General features: G+C 49.5%; 18 protein-coding genes. 6 read left to right on the top strand and 12 right to left on the bottom strand.

Features of this window, described 5'->3' with window-relative positions; all coding sequences use genetic code 11:
- The first annotated feature begins 622 nt into the window (after positions 1–622).
- On the top strand, positions 623–1198 hold the full coding sequence (locus E6C74_RS07105; protein ID WP_136484019.1) for a nucleoside triphosphate pyrophosphohydrolase family protein: 576 nt from the start codon (positions 623–625) through the stop codon (positions 1196–1198).
- Between the two features lie 87 nt (positions 1199–1285).
- Here E6C74_RS07105 and E6C74_RS07110 read toward each other — a convergent pair whose 3' ends face one another.
- The 10 genes from E6C74_RS07110 to E6C74_RS07155 form a co-directional block, all read right to left on the bottom strand.
- On the bottom strand, positions 1286–1690 hold the full coding sequence (locus E6C74_RS07110; RefSeq protein WP_136484020.1) for a MazG nucleotide pyrophosphohydrolase domain-containing protein: 405 nt from the start codon (positions 1688–1690) through the stop codon (positions 1286–1288).
- 37 nt (positions 1691–1727) lie between these two features.
- Positions 1728–2036: a DUF1272 domain-containing protein gene (locus tag E6C74_RS07115; RefSeq protein WP_136484021.1), complete on the bottom strand. Its 309-nt coding sequence runs from the start codon at positions 2034–2036 to the stop codon at positions 1728–1730.
- A gap of 361 nt (positions 2037–2397) precedes the next feature.
- On the bottom strand, positions 2398–3153 hold the full coding sequence (gene btuD, locus E6C74_RS07120; protein ID WP_136484022.1) for a vitamin B12 ABC transporter ATP-binding protein BtuD: 756 nt from the start codon (positions 3151–3153) through the stop codon (positions 2398–2400).
- Positions 3154–3188: 35 nt separating this feature from the next.
- Positions 3189–4178 (bottom strand): vitamin B12 ABC transporter permease BtuC, encoded by a 990-nt coding sequence (gene btuC / locus E6C74_RS07125; protein ID WP_136484023.1) that lies wholly within the window; start codon positions 4176–4178, stop codon positions 3189–3191.
- A gap of 117 nt (positions 4179–4295) precedes the next feature.
- Positions 4296–5324, bottom strand: coding sequence for a succinylglutamate desuccinylase (locus tag E6C74_RS07130; RefSeq protein WP_136484024.1), 1029 nt, complete (start codon positions 5322–5324; stop codon positions 4296–4298).
- A 249-nt stretch (positions 5325–5573) separates the two neighbouring features.
- Positions 5574–6194: a histidine phosphatase family protein gene (locus tag E6C74_RS07135; RefSeq protein ID WP_136484025.1), complete on the bottom strand. Its 621-nt coding sequence runs from the start codon at positions 6192–6194 to the stop codon at positions 5574–5576.
- Complete coding sequence (gene cobU / locus E6C74_RS07140) at positions 6191–6736, bottom strand: bifunctional adenosylcobinamide kinase/adenosylcobinamide-phosphate guanylyltransferase (RefSeq protein ID WP_136484026.1); 546 nt, start codon at positions 6734–6736, stop codon at positions 6191–6193. Before cobU ends, E6C74_RS07135 begins: the two co-directional genes overlap by 4 nt.
- A gap of 7 nt (positions 6737–6743) precedes the next feature.
- Positions 6744–7553: an adenosylcobinamide-GDP ribazoletransferase gene (locus E6C74_RS07145; protein ID WP_206208394.1), complete on the bottom strand. Its 810-nt coding sequence runs from the start codon at positions 7551–7553 to the stop codon at positions 6744–6746.
- 2 nt (positions 7554–7555) lie between these two features.
- Positions 7556–8584: a nicotinate-nucleotide--dimethylbenzimidazole phosphoribosyltransferase gene (cobT, locus tag E6C74_RS07150; RefSeq protein WP_136484028.1), complete on the bottom strand. Its 1029-nt coding sequence runs from the start codon at positions 8582–8584 to the stop codon at positions 7556–7558.
- A 12-nt stretch (positions 8585–8596) separates the two neighbouring features.
- Positions 8597–9208, bottom strand: coding sequence for a flavin reductase family protein (locus tag E6C74_RS07155; protein WP_136484029.1), 612 nt, complete (start codon positions 9206–9208; stop codon positions 8597–8599).
- A 477-nt stretch (positions 9209–9685) separates the two neighbouring features.
- On the opposite strand from E6C74_RS07155, the gene E6C74_RS07160 reads away from it, so the two are divergent.
- Together E6C74_RS07160 and E6C74_RS07165 are read left to right on the top strand one after the other, a co-directional pair.
- Positions 9686–10387 carry an NAD(P)H-binding protein gene (locus tag E6C74_RS07160; RefSeq protein WP_136484030.1) on the top strand — a complete coding sequence of 234 codons (702 nt, stop codon included), beginning with the start codon at positions 9686–9688 and terminating at the stop codon, positions 10385–10387.
- Between the two features lie 341 nt (positions 10388–10728).
- On the top strand, positions 10729–12105 hold the full coding sequence (locus tag E6C74_RS07165) for an L-cystine transporter (RefSeq protein WP_136484031.1): 1377 nt from the start codon (positions 10729–10731) through the stop codon (positions 12103–12105).
- A gap of 203 nt (positions 12106–12308) precedes the next feature.
- Here E6C74_RS07165 and E6C74_RS07170 read toward each other — a convergent pair whose 3' ends face one another.
- A complete protein-coding gene (locus E6C74_RS07170; RefSeq protein WP_136484032.1) occupies positions 12309–13358 on the bottom strand; it encodes an NAD(P)-dependent alcohol dehydrogenase in 1050 nt (349 codons plus the stop codon).
- A gap of 275 nt (positions 13359–13633) precedes the next feature.
- Positions 13634–15256 (bottom strand): methyl-accepting chemotaxis protein, encoded by a 1623-nt coding sequence (locus tag E6C74_RS07175; protein WP_136484033.1) that lies wholly within the window; start codon positions 15254–15256, stop codon positions 13634–13636.
- A 422-nt stretch (positions 15257–15678) separates the two neighbouring features.
- Between E6C74_RS07175 and sbcB the strand changes: the two genes are divergently transcribed.
- From sbcB to E6C74_RS07190, 3 genes are all read left to right on the top strand, one after another.
- A complete protein-coding gene (gene sbcB, locus E6C74_RS07180) occupies positions 15679–17124 on the top strand; it encodes an exodeoxyribonuclease I (protein ID WP_136484034.1) in 1446 nt (481 codons plus the stop codon).
- Between the two features lie 194 nt (positions 17125–17318).
- Positions 17319–17693: a CidA/LrgA family protein gene (locus E6C74_RS07185; protein ID WP_136484035.1), complete on the top strand. Its 375-nt coding sequence runs from the start codon at positions 17319–17321 to the stop codon at positions 17691–17693.
- Positions 17684–18364: a CidB/LrgB family autolysis modulator gene (locus E6C74_RS07190; protein ID WP_136484036.1), complete on the top strand. Its 681-nt coding sequence runs from the start codon at positions 17684–17686 to the stop codon at positions 18362–18364. The genes E6C74_RS07185 and E6C74_RS07190 overlap by 10 nt, the downstream gene beginning before the upstream one ends.
- The last annotated feature ends 44 nt before the right edge of the window (positions 18365–18408 follow it).

Here is an 18408-nt window from a genome sequence, read left to right on the forward strand (position 1 = left end):
AGCGTTCTCAATCCATGAATATCGAAGTGTAAGGCGAGTATGTCGCATGAGAACTAGACTATAAGAGTACGACAAAGTCGATTGGTATTTATCCCGTCAGGGTCCCTCAGTAATGACAAAGGTACTTTTACGTGTGTACTTTTACGTGTGTACTTTTACGTGTGTACTTTTACGTGTGTGATATCGATGGTCAAGAAAAATCATAAATGCCTAGCGAGTAGTGAGCTGCGCGAACGTCAGGAGTGGCTTTATTATTTTCCTTTACCATCATTTCCCTTAAGTACCCTTTTGGCAGGGTGATGGTTTCACGCAGTGAGGCCATCGCCTTGCTAAGCCTTCAGGGATAAAAAAGCGTACACACCATTATACATAGTGTGTACGCTTATAACACCTAGATAAAACTTTGCCAGTAAATGGATGCCACTCACTCACACGCGAATGGACATGATTTTTACTGTATACTCCGATTGGGCGCCTTAATTGTTTCTGCCACTCTCTGCCTTTACACCCTGTATCGGCCGACAAATCTCCAATCAGTCGACATCCTTTATCGTGCCAATAGATGCGGGTCGCAACCTCTGTTACCATTAGTGTTTTGATTTTGACTAACCGGACTGACAGCATGCATTTATCTAAGCTGACGCAAGAGATTTTTGATCACCTTTACCGCGATATCACTGAGTTTCGCAGCACTTTTGACCTGCCGGTTGCTGCACCAGCCAGCCTGGACGATAAAGCAGATACGCTGCACACATCTCTGGCGATTGAAGAACTGACCGAGCTTGCTGAAGCCGACAACAAAACTGAACAGGCTGATGCGATTGTCGACAGTGTGTACGTCCTGATGGGCCGCCTGGTGCACCTCGGCGACGCCAAAGTCAGTGACAACCTGGCAATCAGCTATCTGATTGACCTGTTGCTCAACGTTGCCGTTAACCGTGGTATCGACTTCATTCCGTGCTGGGATGAAGTACATAGCTCGAACATGAGTAAAGTGTGCCGCAACGAGCAGGAATACGCGGAAACTGAAGCTTTCTACGCTGAGCAAGGTATCAAGTTAATGGCAGTACAAAAAGGCGATTACATTATCGCGAAATGTGCTGAGGACTTCGTTGCTGAGGGCAAAACCATTCGTCAGGGCAAAGTACTGAAATCCGTGTATTACCGCCCAGCCGATCTGGCCAAGCTGACTCAATAGTATGAGTCCGGCTTAGCAGCCTGAGTCAATGGGCCGGCAGTCATGGCAAAAAGCCAGAGCGATGCGAATCACTCTGGCTTTTTAGTATTATTTCTCGCAGATCACGTTACGCTGTAGCACTACATTCTGAGCGGCTAAGTATTCCTGTTGCAGATTTTGTTGCTGTTTACGCTTAATCTCATCCCATGAACCACCCGCTTCGAGCGTCGCCATACGCTGTTGGTATTTGTCACAGGCCCGTTGAATCACAGATTCTACGCTGACACCCGCCTCTTTTTGCAGAGCTAAGAGCGCGTTTAGATAATCCCACAGCACATCACCTAATTCATCTTCCAGATAACAGAGACGATGTTTAGGGATCTCCTCACTGACCTCATCCACTTCACTTTTTAACGCCGCTAAATAGGTTTCAGGCCCGGTGTACCAGGGATTATTTTCATCAAACCCGGCTTTGCGTCTGGCGATATCCAATAATCGTTCAAAATCTTGCATGTCATATCCTTCGCAATGGGTGACCCTAAGGAAAAGCTCAACGCTGTGCTGGCTCAATATGACGGACTTTGGCCGCAAATGCTCTCAGCTCCTGCTCCGAATACGGCGTATGTACCCGTTCGCTTGATGGCGGCCGTTGGGTAAGGCTGACTCCGGTACGCCATTCATTGTGCGGACGAATCGGACGAGCCACAAAGCCACCACCGCAATTAGGGCAGACGTTATCAAGAATCTGTTTAACGCACGAAGCGCAAAATGTACATTCAAAGCTGCAGATCATGGCCTGAGTGGAGTCAGGCTCCAGATCTATATCGCAACACTCACAGTTTGGCTTTATTTGTAGCATGGTTGAGTTCCCTCTCCAATGATGATTTTTCCGCATAGTTAACTTATGCTTTTTCAACTGATAAAAACAATACGCAGAGAAAAATAAATCAGAAAATATCGTCTTCACCTCACACCAACAAAGAAACCAGAAAATAGTCGGAAGACAGGTAAAAAAAGGCCACCTTGGGAGCAAGGTGGCTAAGGAGACTATAAAAAGCCTAACAAGAACGAGAATGTATCGATCTTACTAATGCCATAACTGTGCCAACTTTTAAAAATAACATAACTGTTTGTTTTTAATAAAAATAATGGACTGTGCTATTTTTAGCGTTCTGACTCTAAAGGAGTAGCTGAACCAGAGTTGTGCTCAGTGCACCAAATTAGTCGAAGATCAGGTAAGGTTTACCTTCCAGCTCAACCCGCTTGATTGAGGTTTCAAACACTTGGGCCAGATTTTCCGCACTCAGTACCTCATCTGCGCGGCCAAAGCGATGGACAACGCCCTGATTCAGCAACAGCACTTTATCGGCATGACGCAGTGAACGGTTAAGATCATGATTCGCCATAATCACCGTGATACCCTGCTCTGCCATTTGCTCAATCAGGGCATACAGCAAACCTTCCTGAGCAATATCGAGCGGAGCAGCTGGCTCATCAAGAATCATCAGCTTGGCATACGGGTTGAGTGGCAGCCAGACTTGCAGACAGCTGCCGGCTAAACGCACACGCTGCCATTCTCCTCCGGACAGATGATGAATGGAACGATGCAACTTATCCGCAATTTTCAGCATGGCGGTGATGGTTTTAATCGCCTGATTAACCTCTTCTTCCATCCCGGACGCGCTGGCTGGTAATGACAATGCCAGATACTGGAACACGTCCAGGTTAAAGGCAGGCTTTTCACTTTGTGACAGATAAGCACGATGCAGGGCTAAATCTGCCAAACTGGCCCCCCGAACATCCATCTCACCCACCCGGATGTCGCCATCACTGTCGAGTACGCCGGCCAGAGCCGCCAGCAGTGTACTTTTACCGCAGCCGTTCGGGCCCACAACGTGCAGCACTTCGCCCGCCTGGCAATCAAACGAGAGAGGTAATAAACGTGAGTCTACATTGAGGCTTTTAATCTGAATCATGGCGTCGCAATTCCGGACAGTTCGAATAACAGGAGCTAGTGGTGATTTTTAATCAACATCCAGATAAAGATAGGTGCACCGAGTGACGTGGTCACTACCCCGAGTGGCAGTTCAGCAGAATTGAGTGCCAGACGTGCGATGGTATCGGCAAACACCAGCAGCAAAGCGCCACTTATCGCTGAAAGCGGTAACAACATACGGTTTTCAGTACCTAGCGCCAGACGCAGCAGATGCGGTACCACCAGGCCAACAAAACCAATCACTCCGCCCAGGGCGACTGCCGCTCCCACCAGAACAGAGACGGCCAGGATCAATTGCCAGCGCAAACGAGCGACATCAACACCTAACTGCTTGGCGTGGGTTTCTCCCAGCATCAGCTTATCGAGTGTTTTCCCCTGCAGCATCAGCCAGATGATGACTGGCACCGCGACCAGAGACAAAGTATGCTGATACCAGCTCGCCCCGCCGATGCTGCCCATCAGCCAGTACATCAACTGACGTAAACTGAGATCATCGCTAAAGTAAAACGCCCAGGTCACCACCGCACCGGATAAGATGCCCAGCGCCACCCCGACTAACAATAACCGAGTTGTGGTGAGACGCATCGCTTTCGCTATTGAGACCAGCAGCAAAGTAAACAGCAAAGAGCCAATCACAGCCGAGATCATGAAAAGCTCCGGGCTGGCAGACTCTGGAAAGAAGAACAGCACCACAACCATAGCCACGCTGGCGCCGCCGGAAATGCCAATCACGCCCGGTTCGGCCAGTACATTGCCGAGCAGCACCTGCAAAGTCGCGCCGGACACGGCCAGCGCAGCACCAATGACGATAGCGGCGAACAGACGCGGCAGACGCAAATCCAGCAATAGTTTCTGCTCCAACGGGCTCATGGGTTCGAAGGGTGAGACAAACAGTTCTCCGACCATCACATAGGACAGACTGGCCACCAGCAACAGGAGCAGCATGACCACCGCGGCGCGCTGCCAACGGCGCTGTTTATGTTGTATTAGCTGACTAAAATCCATGAAACTCGGGCGATAAACAAGAATGGCCTAACATTAACGTTAAGCCACTCAAATAGAAAGAACTAACTTTGCTTGCAACCGACGCACCGCCGCATTATGCGCCAGGCTGGTTACGCTTTAATCGTATACCAGTTGATCGTCTTCGTAACGAACATCAACTTTACACACCATCAAAGCGGCACGTTGACCAATCGCGACCCGGCGGTTGGGGAACACAATGGCTTCCCCTTCATTTTTCGCCATTAAAGGTTTATCACCATCATGACCGAACACTTCACCATGGACGAACGAAGTAAAGTTTTCGACTGCATCATCGAAACGGAAATCGAAATCGTCATGCAGACGCACAATGGTGCGACTGACCCGATACATGACTGCTTTTTTCGGTAAATGCTCGGAAGGTTCGCGCGAAATCAGGTCACGGGTTGCCAAATCAAAAGCAACCAGACGCTTCAAATCGTTCTCACCGATCCGGGCCACCTGGCCCAGTTCCAACGTCAGTGCCTGGGCACCAAATGTCTCAGCGCTATACCAGCTGAATGTCGCCGACGGGGCATTGGACAGCATCACCGCTTCAACATGAGCACTTTCAACAAAATCCATCAGGGCACGGCTGCGCACTGCATGGCGGGCGCGAGGGCTGACCGCAAACGAATAGTGTTTGGAACCACGGATCGCGCAGTGCAAATCAAGGTGCCAGCGCTGATCCATCGGCGTATCGGCAAAAAACTCATGCAGTAAGATTTTAAGCTGATCAGCAATCACCAGCTCAGTGCTGGTTTCTCGCGGCTTGTCATCGAAAAGGCGGTTAAGGTTCTCTTCGATAAAACGAGTGTGCTGATTGGTAGCTTGCGGATGCGCGATAATCAGCAATAGACGCTCGTTGACCGGCTGGAAACCGATCATGATATCTTCAACCAGCTTATCAATGAGTTCCATCGGCGCGGTTTCATCGCCATGGATACCGGTAGAAATCACAATGTGTCGGGTTTCGTGGTCAAGCCGGGCCGGTATCACTTCGAGAATACCGCGCTCATGGAGCTTAAGTGTCACCCCGCCGCCAGTTTGCATTTCTGCTGCACTGACCGCCTGGTCGAGATCTAAACTGTCAAAAAGAAAAGATTGGCGAAATAGAGACTTCGTCATGCGCTACTCCTTTATTGCACAGCGGTATGTTAAAGAATTGTGCAGCCAAATAATGTTGGTACGATCCCACTTATGGAGACCTGTTGGCCGGGTTCAGTCAAAAACAGCGACTCTTTAAATGCCCACACCGAATCATCAGATAAAAACAACGGGGTGACGAATTGCTGGTTAGCGCGAATTCTATCACTAACTGCTTCAGATACTCTATATTGAATTAGTTCAATACGTTATCTTTTCATTCACTATGAATTACTCACCACTAACCGGCGGGGCCGAGAGCTCACTGCCAATACACTTCACGCTAACCACTGGTGGCTGAGCAGGATAGATATCCAGCCGGGTCAGCGTTTGATTACCAATCGCCAGTGAAGCGAACCAGGCCGGGTTACGCCAGTCCACCTTGAGAATATGCGCCAGTAACAGCCGGATCGTTCCGCCATGGGCGATAATCAGGCTGTTATCCTGCAAAGAAGGCAACCAACGCTGCCAGGCTGCCGTGACTCTTTGATAGCAAGCCTGTAATGTTTCGGCCTGTGGCAGAGGATTATCGGCAGGTGAACGCCAGAACGCTTCCAGCTCCGTCCAGTACGGCGCAAGATCATCAAAGCTGCGCCCGTCATACAGACCAAAATCCATCTCCTGAAAGTCAGCTTCCAGGCTGACAGGCAACTGCGGAGAGTGCTGCTGCAACAACAGCGCTAAATCGGCGCAGCGGCTAAGCGGCGAGCTGATCACCTGCTGAAAGTGGTACGCTTGCAACTGACTGGCTACCTCACGCTGACGCTCCGGTGCCACCAAAACATCAGTCCGGCCGTTTAACGCCGCCGGACCTTGCGTTTTGGCATGCCGTAACAGGGACACCCGAATCATGAGGAACTCTTCAGTGTCAGTGGCAGACCTGCCGCGACTAACACAACGGAGTCTGCGACCGCGGCAATCGCCTGGTTCATCCAGCCTGCGTGGTCGACAAACAAACGGGAGACCTCGCCCATCGGCACCACCCCCATGCCAACCTCATTAGAAACTAACAGTACCGTGGCTTGCGTGCGCGCCAGAGACTGAGCCAGCTGTTCCACCTGCTGCCTGATTTGCGTGGCATTCATCGTCTGGCCATCATTGTAAATGACGTTATTAAGCCACAGAGTCAGACAGTCAACCAGCACCACATCGCCGGCTTGCATCTCAGCCAGAGTCTGAGCCAGTTGCGTCGGCGCTTCATGCTCTTGCCAGTCACCACCACGCTGCTGCTGGTGATGGACAATACGTTCACGCATCTCGTCATCAAACGCAATGGCGGTCGCCACGTAATGCAAACGCCCGTCCGGAGTACTGGCCAGATGCTGCCTGGCCTGACGCTCGGCATAGCTGGATTTACCGCTGCGGGCACCGCCCAGAATCAGATGAATGCTCATACAACCCCTACCAAAATGCGCATAGCACTCCTCCAAGAATGGTCATGCCGTTGTGTCCTAACCCAATCAAAAGGATGTAGAGCGCTAATTCAGTGATCTGCTGAACCCCGCCCAAACAGTCGCCGGTAAAGCCGCCCAAGCGCTTCATCAACCAGTGCTTCATTGCGTAGCGCAGACCTAAACAGATGAGCACAGCCCACAACCAGACCACGGCAGTGAATGCCAATAACGGCAAGAGACCACACAGACACAATACCACCAGTTCCAGGCGGCTCTGCCGGTTAGCTAACGGTTTGGATTTACTGCTGTCGGGATCGGAGACATAAGGCATGTCATAAATCAGCGTCGCGGCGACAGCGCGGCTTAAGGTGTAGCCAAGCAGCAACACCGGAACCAGCGAGATTTGCCCGGCCAGCGTAGTCAGCAACACATACTTGCCAAGCAACGCCATGATCAGAGCTGATGCGCCGTAAGTGCCGATACGGCTGTCTTTCATGATCGTCAGGCGCCGTTCCAGCGTCATGCCACCACCGATACCATCCGCCATATCGGTCAGGCCATCTTCATGAAATGCGCCGGTCAGCAGTAAGCTGGCTGCCATGGTCAGTAATATCGCGATATTAGTAGGCAGAAACTGGCTTAGTAAGCCATACACCGCGGCACAAATTGCCCCCAGCAGCAAACCGACCAGAGCGAAATAGCGCCCGGCCTGATTCATTCGCTCACTGCTGTAAGGTAAATTTCGGGGTACTGGCAGACGGGAAAAGAAGCTCAATGCCAGCAGAAACAGCTGGCATTGATAAGTCATGCCGCGCAGCATTACACGGTTACTCCTGCCTCAGCAAAGCTGGCCATTGAGTTGTAAAACTCAGCTGCGGCGCGCAACAGAGGAACCGCCAGCACAGCGCCGGTGCCCTCGCCCAGACGCAGGTCCAGGTCAAGTAAAGGTTGCGCTTGCAGAAGTTCCAGCACCGCTTTGTGGCCTGACTCATGGGAACGATGGGCAAACAGCATATAATCGCGGCATTCAGGTTGGAGCAGAGTCGCAATATAAGCGGCAACAGTGACAATAAAGCCATCAACCAGAACCGGTGTGCGTTGTTCACAAGCCCCCAGAAAAGCGCCCACCATCTGCACTATCTCAAAGCCACCCACTTGTGCCAGTGCGGCTTTTGGATCCGCACGCTCACAACGGCTGACGCCCTGGGCAACCAACTGACACTTTTTCTGGTACTGCTGTGCGGAAATACCGGTGCCTAAACCAACACACTGTTCAACCGGTAAAGCACTCAATGCCGCCAATAATGCCGCTGCGCTGCTGGTATTCGCGATACCCATTTCACCAAACATCACCAGGTTAGATCCGGATTCAATTACCTGTCGGGTAATCCGACGGCCATACTCCAGCCCTTGCTCAACTTGATCTGCCGTCATTGCCGGCTGCTGCGCCAAGTTAGCGGTACGCTCACCCAGACGCTGCATCACAAAATCCTGATGGTCCGATTCCACTGGCATTAAAATGCCACAATCAATCACCTTCATGGCGACCTGGTTAGCACGACAGAAACAGTTAACGGCCGCTCCGCCAGCCAGAAAGTTCAGCACCATTTGTTGAGTGACAGCACTCGGTGCAATGCTGACCCCTTCATCGGCAATACCGTGGTCACCGGCAAATACCAACACTGTCGGTTGGTGAATCTCAATCTGAGTTGTCGCTTCACTGCGTCCCTGACTCTGAATCAAGGCAAGCTGCGCGGCAACAGTTTCTAATTGGCCAAGCGCGCCAAGCGGCTTAGTTTTTTGATCAATTCGCTGCATAATCGCATCGCGAAAAGAGAGATCTAACATGTGTGTTCCTGATTATTTCGGTCGTTGAAAACTGAATACTTTATCCAATGTGGCATATTCACCACCGCCCAAACGGGACAGCGGGTTTAGTTTACGTGCATCGACCTTCAGCCCTTCGCCATGTTGCTCTGCGATGTAGCTGGCCAGATAGACTTTTTCTACCTTAGCGATCAGCAGAGTTTGCGGCGTCGCGCCGATTTCCTGAATCTCGTACAATGAGCAACCAAAGGCCACCGGACAATTACTGACTCTTGGCAGCGAAAATCCTTCAAATTCTTCCAGTTCAATATCGTTAGCGGTCACTTCTGACTCGCCATGCTCAAGCGTTGCCGCAGTGCGGGTAACGCTCTTAGCTAATGAGCCATTAGCAATATGGATCACCAACTTACGTGTTTTTTTCACGTTGACCGCAGTGTCCTTGATATCTCCATTGGGCTTTTTACCAATCGAAATCATCAACAGAGGCGGATTACTCGACACCGGAGTAAAATAAGAAAAAGGCGCCAGATTGAAATTATCTTCCTGAGATTCGGTTAATACCCATGCGATGGGACGAGGGACGACGGTCTGTGTCATTAAATGATAAATGTTAGCCGGGTCCCACTGACTTAAATCAATATACATACAATTTATCCGTAAATTGGGTAAACACATTAAGATGAAGTCTTTTAGGCAGTCTAACCGTAATCGTTTACCGATAACAAACGAAACCCACTCGCCAGCCTATTTAAATCACAAAATCGATCAAACATTCACCATCGGATATGTAAAAAGTTGCTCAGAAACTTAATAAGTGGTTGATAGAAATATGGTCTACACTAATTAATGACAAACCATCCTATCAAGGAGATGTTATGTTTGCTAATCAACGTTCACAAAAACAACCCGCAAAGCCTTCTGACCATAAGAAAAGCCATCAGGTCCCTCTGGGTTTAACATAACTGTGATGCTCTTTAAGACCGCCATTATCGTGTGTCTGTTAAACATCCATACACTCACCAACCGACTGTTAACTCACTAACTGTTTCAGTCACGCCGGCTCACCCTACAGCGACAGCAATGAATCATCATCACTCAGACAAAAAGGTACCTTCACCACCTATGGTTTCATCAGCTAAACCTACTCATTGCGTTATGATTGCCGGAGCCAGCGGATTGGTCGGCTCACATACTCTGGACCAGTTACTGCGGCATGCGGCGATCGATCAGGTCATCGCCCTTACCCGCTTTCCTCTCAAGGTTCAGCATGACAAACTGAGCGAAGTGATTTCGCCAGTGCTTGACACCAAAGACGGGGTAAAAGCGGCCATAACAATACAACTTGGCATCATCGCTTTAGGCACCACCCTTAAACAAGCCGGTTCAAAGTCTGCGCTGGAGTTGGTGGACTATACCTTGGTGTGTCAGGTCGCCCAACGCATGAAAGAGGCAGGAGTCTCCCGTTTAGCGGTGGTATCCAGTTATGGGGCCAGTCCCGACTCAATGTCGCATTATCTGCGTTGCAAAGGGAGAGCTGAACAGACCATCAGTCAAATGGGGTTTGAACAGGTTATCTTTGTACGCCCCGGCCCTTTACTCGGAAAGCGGAAAGAAATTCGGGCCAGTGAGCTATGGTTGCAGCGCTTCATGACGTTTGGCCGATACCTGATGTTAGGCGAGTTAAAAAATTTTATTCCGATCTCAGCGAAAGATGTCGCTGCCGTGATGATAGACGGATTATTGAATGACCAGCACGCACCTGTTACGTGCTTAAATTCACAAGCCATGCGCCGGGTGCTAACCAAGACCGATAAATCGTTATAAGCACGTATTCCTTTTCGGACTGCTCATTCTTTCTGGGTGAGCTTTGGTTACTGCCCGTCAACACGTCCGCCAAGCCCAGTAGACACTCACTTTATTACCAGTGAATAGAAAACAGGCAAATTAACCAGAATTCACCGACAACACCCAAATAAAACACCAGCAATATAACTTTTAATTATAAATAATTCGGTTTTTATCTTTTCTATTTGAAATCATCCTCGCTAGAGTGCGCCCTGAATCACTGACTCTCTTGTATATCCAATGCAATTCGTCTTAATTGCATCGACGAGTTCCAGCCTGGTCTGGCTCGTGGATATAACCCCAATTTAAGGATTTTGACCATGTCATTTGCCTCTATCGCAGCGATTGCGGTATTTGTCGGCATTCTGTTCTTCCTATTCGGACAACAGAAAAAGTCACACACCCTGTCTCGTATGGTTTTAATGGGCCTGGTACTGGGCAGCGTTTTTGGCCTTGCCCTGCAACTTATCTTCGGAGAAGGCAGCCCTGTCATCAGCGATACTCTGTCATGGGTTGCTATCGTTGGTAACGGCTACGTTGGCCTGCTTAAGATGGTAATCATGCCACTGGTGCTGGTTTCCATGATTTCAGCCGTGGTTAAACTGGATAAGAACGGTTCACTGGGAAAAATCTCCGGTCTGACTATTTTTGTTCTGCTGATCACAACAGCGATCTCAGCACTGATCGGTATCTTTGTGGCTCAGGCTTTTGGCCTGACCGCTGCCGGACTGACTGAAGGTGCGCGCGAAACCGCACGTATCGCTGTACTGGAAAGCCGCGCTTCTACTGTGGCTGATTTAACTATTCCGCAGATGCTGTTGAGCTTTATTCCGACCAACCCGTTTGCCGATCTCACTGGCGCCCGCTCAACTTCGATCATTGCCGTGGTAATTTTTGGGGTGCTGGTCGGCATTGCGGCCCGTAAAGTAATCATCGAAAAAGAACAGCTGGAAACGCCTATCCGTACTTTCGTTGAAGCAATTCAATCGATTGTGATGCGTCTGGTTAAAATGATCATGGCACTGACGCCTTACGGCATTGCCGCTCTGATGGCGAAAGTTGTCGCTACCTCAAGTGCAGGTGATATCCTCAACCTACTGGGCTTTATCGTTGCCTCTTACATTGCTATCGCCCTGATGTTTGTGGTGCACGGCATTCTGGTCTCGTTTGTCGGTGTCAATCCGAAAACCTACTTCAAGAACATCTGGCCAGTACTGACTTTCGCTTTTACATCACGCAGCTCAGCCGCCACCATTCCTCTTAACGTGGAAGCGCAGATCACCAAACTGAATGTGTCTCCGGCAATTGCCAACCTGTCTGCGTCATTTGGTGCCACGATTGGTCAGAACGGCTGTGCGGGTATCTATCCTGCCATGCTGGCTGTGATGGTGGCTCCGACAATGGGCATCAACCCGCTTGATATTCAGTTCATTCTGTCACTGGTTGCGATTATCACCATCAGTTCGTTTGGGATCGCCGGTGTCGGCGGCGGTGCCACCTTCGCAGCACTGATCGTACTGCCAGCAATGGGCTTGCCTGTCACTATCGCAGCCCTGCTGATTTCAATTGAACCGTTAATTGATATGGCCCGTACTGCACTTAACGTTTCGGGCGCGATGACAGCGGGTACCATTACCAGCCGCGTGCTGAACCAAACCGCTGATAAACAGAGCCAAGGTGAACAGGCGTTGGCCTAAACATCCTGTCCCGCAATTCAAAGCCGACGCTCAGCCGTCGGCTTTTTATTATTGTGGACCGTCTAGTCACGCTGCCATGCCGTGTGGTAGCTGTGTCATAAAAAGCAGAAGCATGCGAAATCACAGGTACAAAAAAAGGAAGCCTTTCGGCTTCCTTCAAACTATTTGAATCTGAGTGCAATGCACCCTTTCATCATTCCCGATTATTCAGCGCTCAGAGACGCCATATCGATAACGAAACGGTGAGCAAGGTCACCTTGTGCCAGACGTTCAAATGCAGTGTTGATTTGATCGATGTTGATCATTTCACACTCTGGGTACACGTCGTGCTTAGCACAGAAATCCAGAACTTCCTGAGTTTCTTTAATACCACCGATCAATGAACCTGCAACGCGGCGGCGGCCCATAACCAGAGGTATCGTCAGTGGCTCATCCATCAGACCAATTTGGCCAACAATAACCAGAGTACCATCGACATCCAGCAGCGGAGTGTAGATGTTCAGGTCATGCTTCACTGGCGCAGTATCAACGATCAGGTCAAATGACGATGCAGAAGCTTTCATCTCTTCAGCGTCTGTCGATGCCAGGATTTTCTTCGCACCGATAGCAACTGCTTCTGCTTCTTTCTTCTTGGTACGGCTGATTACCGTAACTTCAGCGCCCATTGCCACAGCCAGTTTAACTGCCATGTGACCCAGACCGCCCAGACCGATTACCGCAACGCGAGAGCCTTCACCGACATTCCAGGTACGCAGTGGAGAGAACGTGGTAATACCTGCACACAGAATAGGTGCAGTTTTTGACATATCCATGTTTTCTGGCACTGAAAGAACAAACTCTTCACGTACGACGATGTGCTTAGAGTAACCACCTTGAGTGATATCACCAGTTTGACGATCCGGCGCACCGTAAGTTGGTGTCATACCGTTACGGCAGTACTGCTCTTCACCATGTGAACACTGGTCACATTCCATGCAGCTATCAACCATACAGCCCACTGCAACACGATCACCAACGTTATACTTAGTGACGTCAGAACCAATAGAAGTAACCACACCTACGATTTCGTGACCTGGTACCAGCGGGTAAGGCTGTGGACCCCAGTCGCCATTCACAGTGTGCAGATCTGAGTGACACACACCACTGTATAAGATTTCAATCGCAACGTCATTTGAGCGAAGATCACGACGCTCAAAGTGGTAAGGTACTAGCGCTGAATCAGCGGAGTGAGCCGCATATCCTAAAGTTTTCATTGATTTCCAACCTCTCGTTGTATCTATGAGTTTTTCGTAACATGCCCGAAGACATAAAGCCATTATCCAATAATAGATACTCAATTGGGCATACCCAATTTTATTTTTCTTTTGCCCATTCCTACAAAATTGTCCATAAACACTCAGTTGTAGCTCAGAAATCTGCCACAAAGCATCACTCCAACCGCAAAATGAGTTTTACGACGACGAAAAAAATCCGGCCTGGCTGGCCGGATTGAAGATTCAAGCGAGACGCTGAGAGTGGCGTTCAGTCATCAGAATTTGAAGCGTTTCACCAACTGATTCAGGTGCTCGGCCAGTTTGGCTAATTCAGTACTCGAGGCTGAAGTTTGGTCGGCCCCGGCAGACGTCTGCATCGACAAGTCGCGGATGTGCACCAGGTTCTGGTCCACTTCTCTCGCCACCGTAGACTGCTCTTCAGCGGCACTGGCGATCGTCGCATTCTGGTCATTGATGCTGGAAATCAGTGAGGAGATCTCTTCGAATGCCGCACCGGCTGCATTGGCTACATTCAGGGTTGAACTCGCCATCTCATTACTGTTATGCATATTCTGCACTGCTTTGTCGGTTTCCGCGCCCACTTCCGCAATCATCACCTCGATATCCTTAGTGGAAGTTTGGGTACGATGCGCCAGAGCGCGCACTTCATCCGCCACGACAGCAAATCCACGGCCATTTTCCCCGGCCCGCGCCGCTTCAATGGCCGCATTCAGTGCCAGCAGATTGGTCTGGTCAGCGATATTGCGGATAACATCCAGCACCGAGCTAATTTGTCGGATACTGTCAGCCAGCGCAATAACACTTTGCTCTGACAGCTGAATCTCATTTTTCAACGTATCGACCGTACTGATGGTCTCTACGATCTTCACTTTACCCTGCTGAGTTTTACTGTCCACAACCTCTGCATTGTTACTGGCCGAGTTCGCCGAACGAGCGACTTCATCAATAGCACTGGTCAGTTCGCTCACCGCCGTTGCCGCCAGGTTAACCTGGTCACTTTGCTGTTCGATAGTCGACGACGATTGCTTGGTCACTGTGCTAAGCTCTTCAGAGGTAGTAGCAAGTTGTTGTGACGAGTCTGAAATCAGTGACATCGCTTCTTTAAGCTGATTTTGCATGTCGGTTAAGGCACGCATCATGTCTGCCGCTTCATCGCGATGATCATCAGAAAAACGTTGGGTCAAATCACCGGTCGCAATGGTTTGAGCGATAGTCACGGCACGACGTAACGGAGTAACCAGGCTGCGGGTGTAGAAAAAGGCGAGCAGCACCATAACCACAAGCGATGCCACAATACCACCTATCATCCAAACCTTGGAGCTTTGGTAATTTTCGGTTGCCGAATTGTTTTCCTGTTCTGCTCTTTCTCGTTGAAAACGGCTGTATTCATCAATCGCATTCTTGAGGACAGTGGCCGCAATTGACACAACCTCCTCTCGATAGTCGGTTGCAGGCTCCATATTACCTATCACGGATAATTCATACAGGCGAGGCAGCGTGGCTAAGAAGTCATCATTTAACTGCACAACGTTGCGGTAAATCGCCTGAGATTCCGATGAGCTCGAATACTGCTGCATTTTTTGCTCAGACTTGTCATAGTTCGCGGAAATACTATTGATATCCTGAACAATTTTATCCATCTGCTGTTGAGTATCGGCATCCGATAGCTGAGCAATACGCAGTTGCATTAACAAAATATCGCGACGCATGTCATTGACGGTCGCAATAGCCGGCATCCGGTGCTCGGTCAGGACATCAGTGATCGTATTCAATTTGGACAGCTGCGAAACGGAGAAAAGCCCTAAAGCCAAAATGATCAGCCCCAAAAATCCAAATGCCACTGAGGTTCGAACCCCGATCCTCAAATTTCTACTCATATTTCCTTACTCCCAATTGACTGCCTCCGCTATTTATCCGGAGTACAGCCGATACATTAATTCGTTGCTGAATAGACAAACACAGCGTCCTGAAGCCCCGAGGCCGAGACTGTCGTGACGTCTCACTCACAATAGGCAAAATTTACGCATTAGTCATCAACTGTATGTCCCTTTTTAACCAAGCGTATTATGTCTTTAACCAGACATAGTATGTTTTTCAACAAACGCATATCGTCCTGTCGGTAATACAAACCAATAGGGGAAAGGAATCATGGAATATTGTCACAAAGGCTAATAGCACCATTGTAACCCCTGCTCAGGTACAATATCATGGCTCATCTATGATGCTCGTCACAGATGCCTGATTAGCTTAGACAAGAAAATACATATAATACATTAACTTAGAAAATATAAGGTTTGGCGTGAAAGACACCGCACCCCACCAGCAGCAAGATCATCAACCGACATTCTTCTTTTTCGACTACGAAACCTGGGGCACCAGTCCGGCGAAAGACAGACCAAGCCAGTTTGCTGGCGTACGTACCGATAAAGATTTCAATATCATTGGTGAACCACTGGTGATTTACTGTCAGTTACCCAGTGATTACCTGCCTGGTCCGGAAGCGGCGCTGATCACGGGCATCACTCCACAGAAAGCAATGTCACAAGGCCTGCCTGAACCTGAATTTATTGCCCGTATCCATCAGGAACTGTCGACCCCCAACACGACCAGTCTGGGCTATAACAGCATTCGTTTTGATGACGAGGTAACCCGTTACACCTGCTACCGCAACTTCTTTGAGCCTTATGCCTGGAGCTGGCAAAACGGTAATTCACGCTGGGATCTGCTGGATGTAATGCGAGCCTGTCATGCTCTTCGTCCTCAGGGTATAGAATGGCCGGAGAATGAAGACGGTTTCACCAGCTTTAAGCTTGAGCACTTATCCAAAGCCAACGGTATCGAGCATGAGAACGCCCACGATGCAATGGCAGACGTTATCGCGACTATCGAGCTGGCTAAGAAAGTGAAAGCCGCCCAACCCAAACTGTTTGATTATTTCTACTCGATGCGAACCAAGCGCAAGCTGAATGAACTGATCGACATCGTTAATATGACGCCGCTGATGCATGTTTCCGGCATGCTGGGACGTGAGTGCCAGTATACCAGTTGGGTCGTCCCCGTTGCCTGGCATCCGACTAACCAGAACGCCGCCATCGTTGTTGATCTGGCCAAAGATCCACAACCACTGCTCGACTTAGATGTCGATGCTCTGCACGTCCGTATGTATACACGACACGATGAACTGGGCCCGGATGAACTGACGGTACCGGTCAAATTGATTCATCTGAATAAATGTCCGATTCTGGCGCCGGCCAAAACCCTGACGGCAGAAAATGCCGATCAGATTGGGATTGATCGTCAGCAGTGTCTGGCTAATCTGGCACTGATTCGTCAACATCCGGAAATCAGGGAAAAACTGATTGGCCTGTTTAATATTGAGCGCGAATTCGATAACAATCACGATGTGGATACCCAGCTTTACAGTGGTTTCTTCTCACCCACCGACAAAGCGTCGATGGATATCATCCGCTCAACGAACCCTGAGTTTCTGGGAGAGCTGGGCATCACATTCAGTGACCCGAGAATTGAACCTTTGCTGTTCCGTTACCGTGCCCGCCACTACCCATGGACACTAAACGAAAGCGAACAGCGTCGCTGGAACGCACATTGCCGGGAGTACTTTGAAACTCATCTGCCCGACTATATGCTGAACCTGGAAAACTTAGTTCACGAACATGAGAGTGACAGCAAAAAAATAGCCATATTAAAATCTGTCTATCAATATGTAGAAAAACTAGCCAGTTAGACGCAGGGCACAAAGTGCTTGTATTGAAGGGGCCAAGGCCCCTGATTTCTTTTAAGTTAACAGGCCGGTCTTTAATTGTTCCACAAACTTGTTAGTTGATTCACAAAACGTTTATTTGAACCACAAAACGTTTATTTTATTCACCCTCTTTTTAATTGACTTATCAGGTCAGAAATGGATAACGGCTGATATTCATGGCAAAAACCATCGCACAATATATTGTTTCATTCTTACTGATTTTTCTCTGCCTGCTGGCAGGTACCAATCTGCAAAGCTGGCTGGAAGTCTCTATTCCGGGCAGCATTATCGGCATGCTGATTTTATTCGGCCTGCTGGCCAGCGGCCTGGTACCAGTTGCCTGGGTTAAGCCGGGAGCCAACGTCTTTATTCGCTATATGGTTCTGTTGTTTGTACCGGTCAGCGTCGGCTTAATGGTTCACCTTGATATGCTGGCCGCCAATATCTGGATCATTCTTGCCAGCGCCATCGGCGGCACAACGCTGGTCATAGTCACACTGGGATTCATCCTCGATCGACTACTAAAAAAAGGTAAAAAATCATGTGGTTAATCGTTACGATACTGGTTTTCTTCTTTGCCCGCTGGGTCGCAAAGAAAGCGCGTTCTCCTTTTGTAAATCCGCTTTTAGTCTGTATTGCCATACTTATCCCACTGTTACTGACGTTAAAAGTCCCCTTTGATACTTACTATGCTGATAACCGTTGGATCAGCTACCTGTTGCAACCTGCGGTGGTCGCACTGGCATTTCCGCTTTACGAGCAGCTGCCACAAATCCGTGCCAACTGGCGTATCATTACACTGGCCTGCGGGATAGGCAGCGTGATGTCGATGCTCAGCGCCAGCTTGATCGCAGTTTATATGCACGCTGACATCACTTTAATTGCCGCCTTAATGGCCAAATCGGTGACAACTCCCATTGCAATGGAAGTGGCCAGCAATCTCGGTGGTGAGCCGTCGGTTGCCGCTATCATGGTCCTGCTGGTTGGTTTGTTTGGTGCCATCATGGCCTATCCAATCTACAACCTGCTCAATATTTCCCATCCTATCGCCAAAGGGCTGACCATGGGCACGGTTTCGCACGCGCTCGGGACTGCGACCTGTGCGGAGAAAGATCCCCGTGATGCAGCATTCAGTTCTTTGGCACTAGTGGTCTGTGGTGTCATCACTTCGATTCTGGCGCCGACCGTTTTCAGCCTGGCGCTCTGGCTGTCCAACCTCTAACGTTATTCTCTGGCCACTACTCATACTCTCTTCACTCGCCCGGC

The organism is Vibrio sp. H11, from assembly GCF_004804295.1.
GTDB classification, from domain to species: domain Bacteria; phylum Pseudomonadota; class Gammaproteobacteria; order Enterobacterales; family Vibrionaceae; genus Vibrio; species Vibrio ostreae.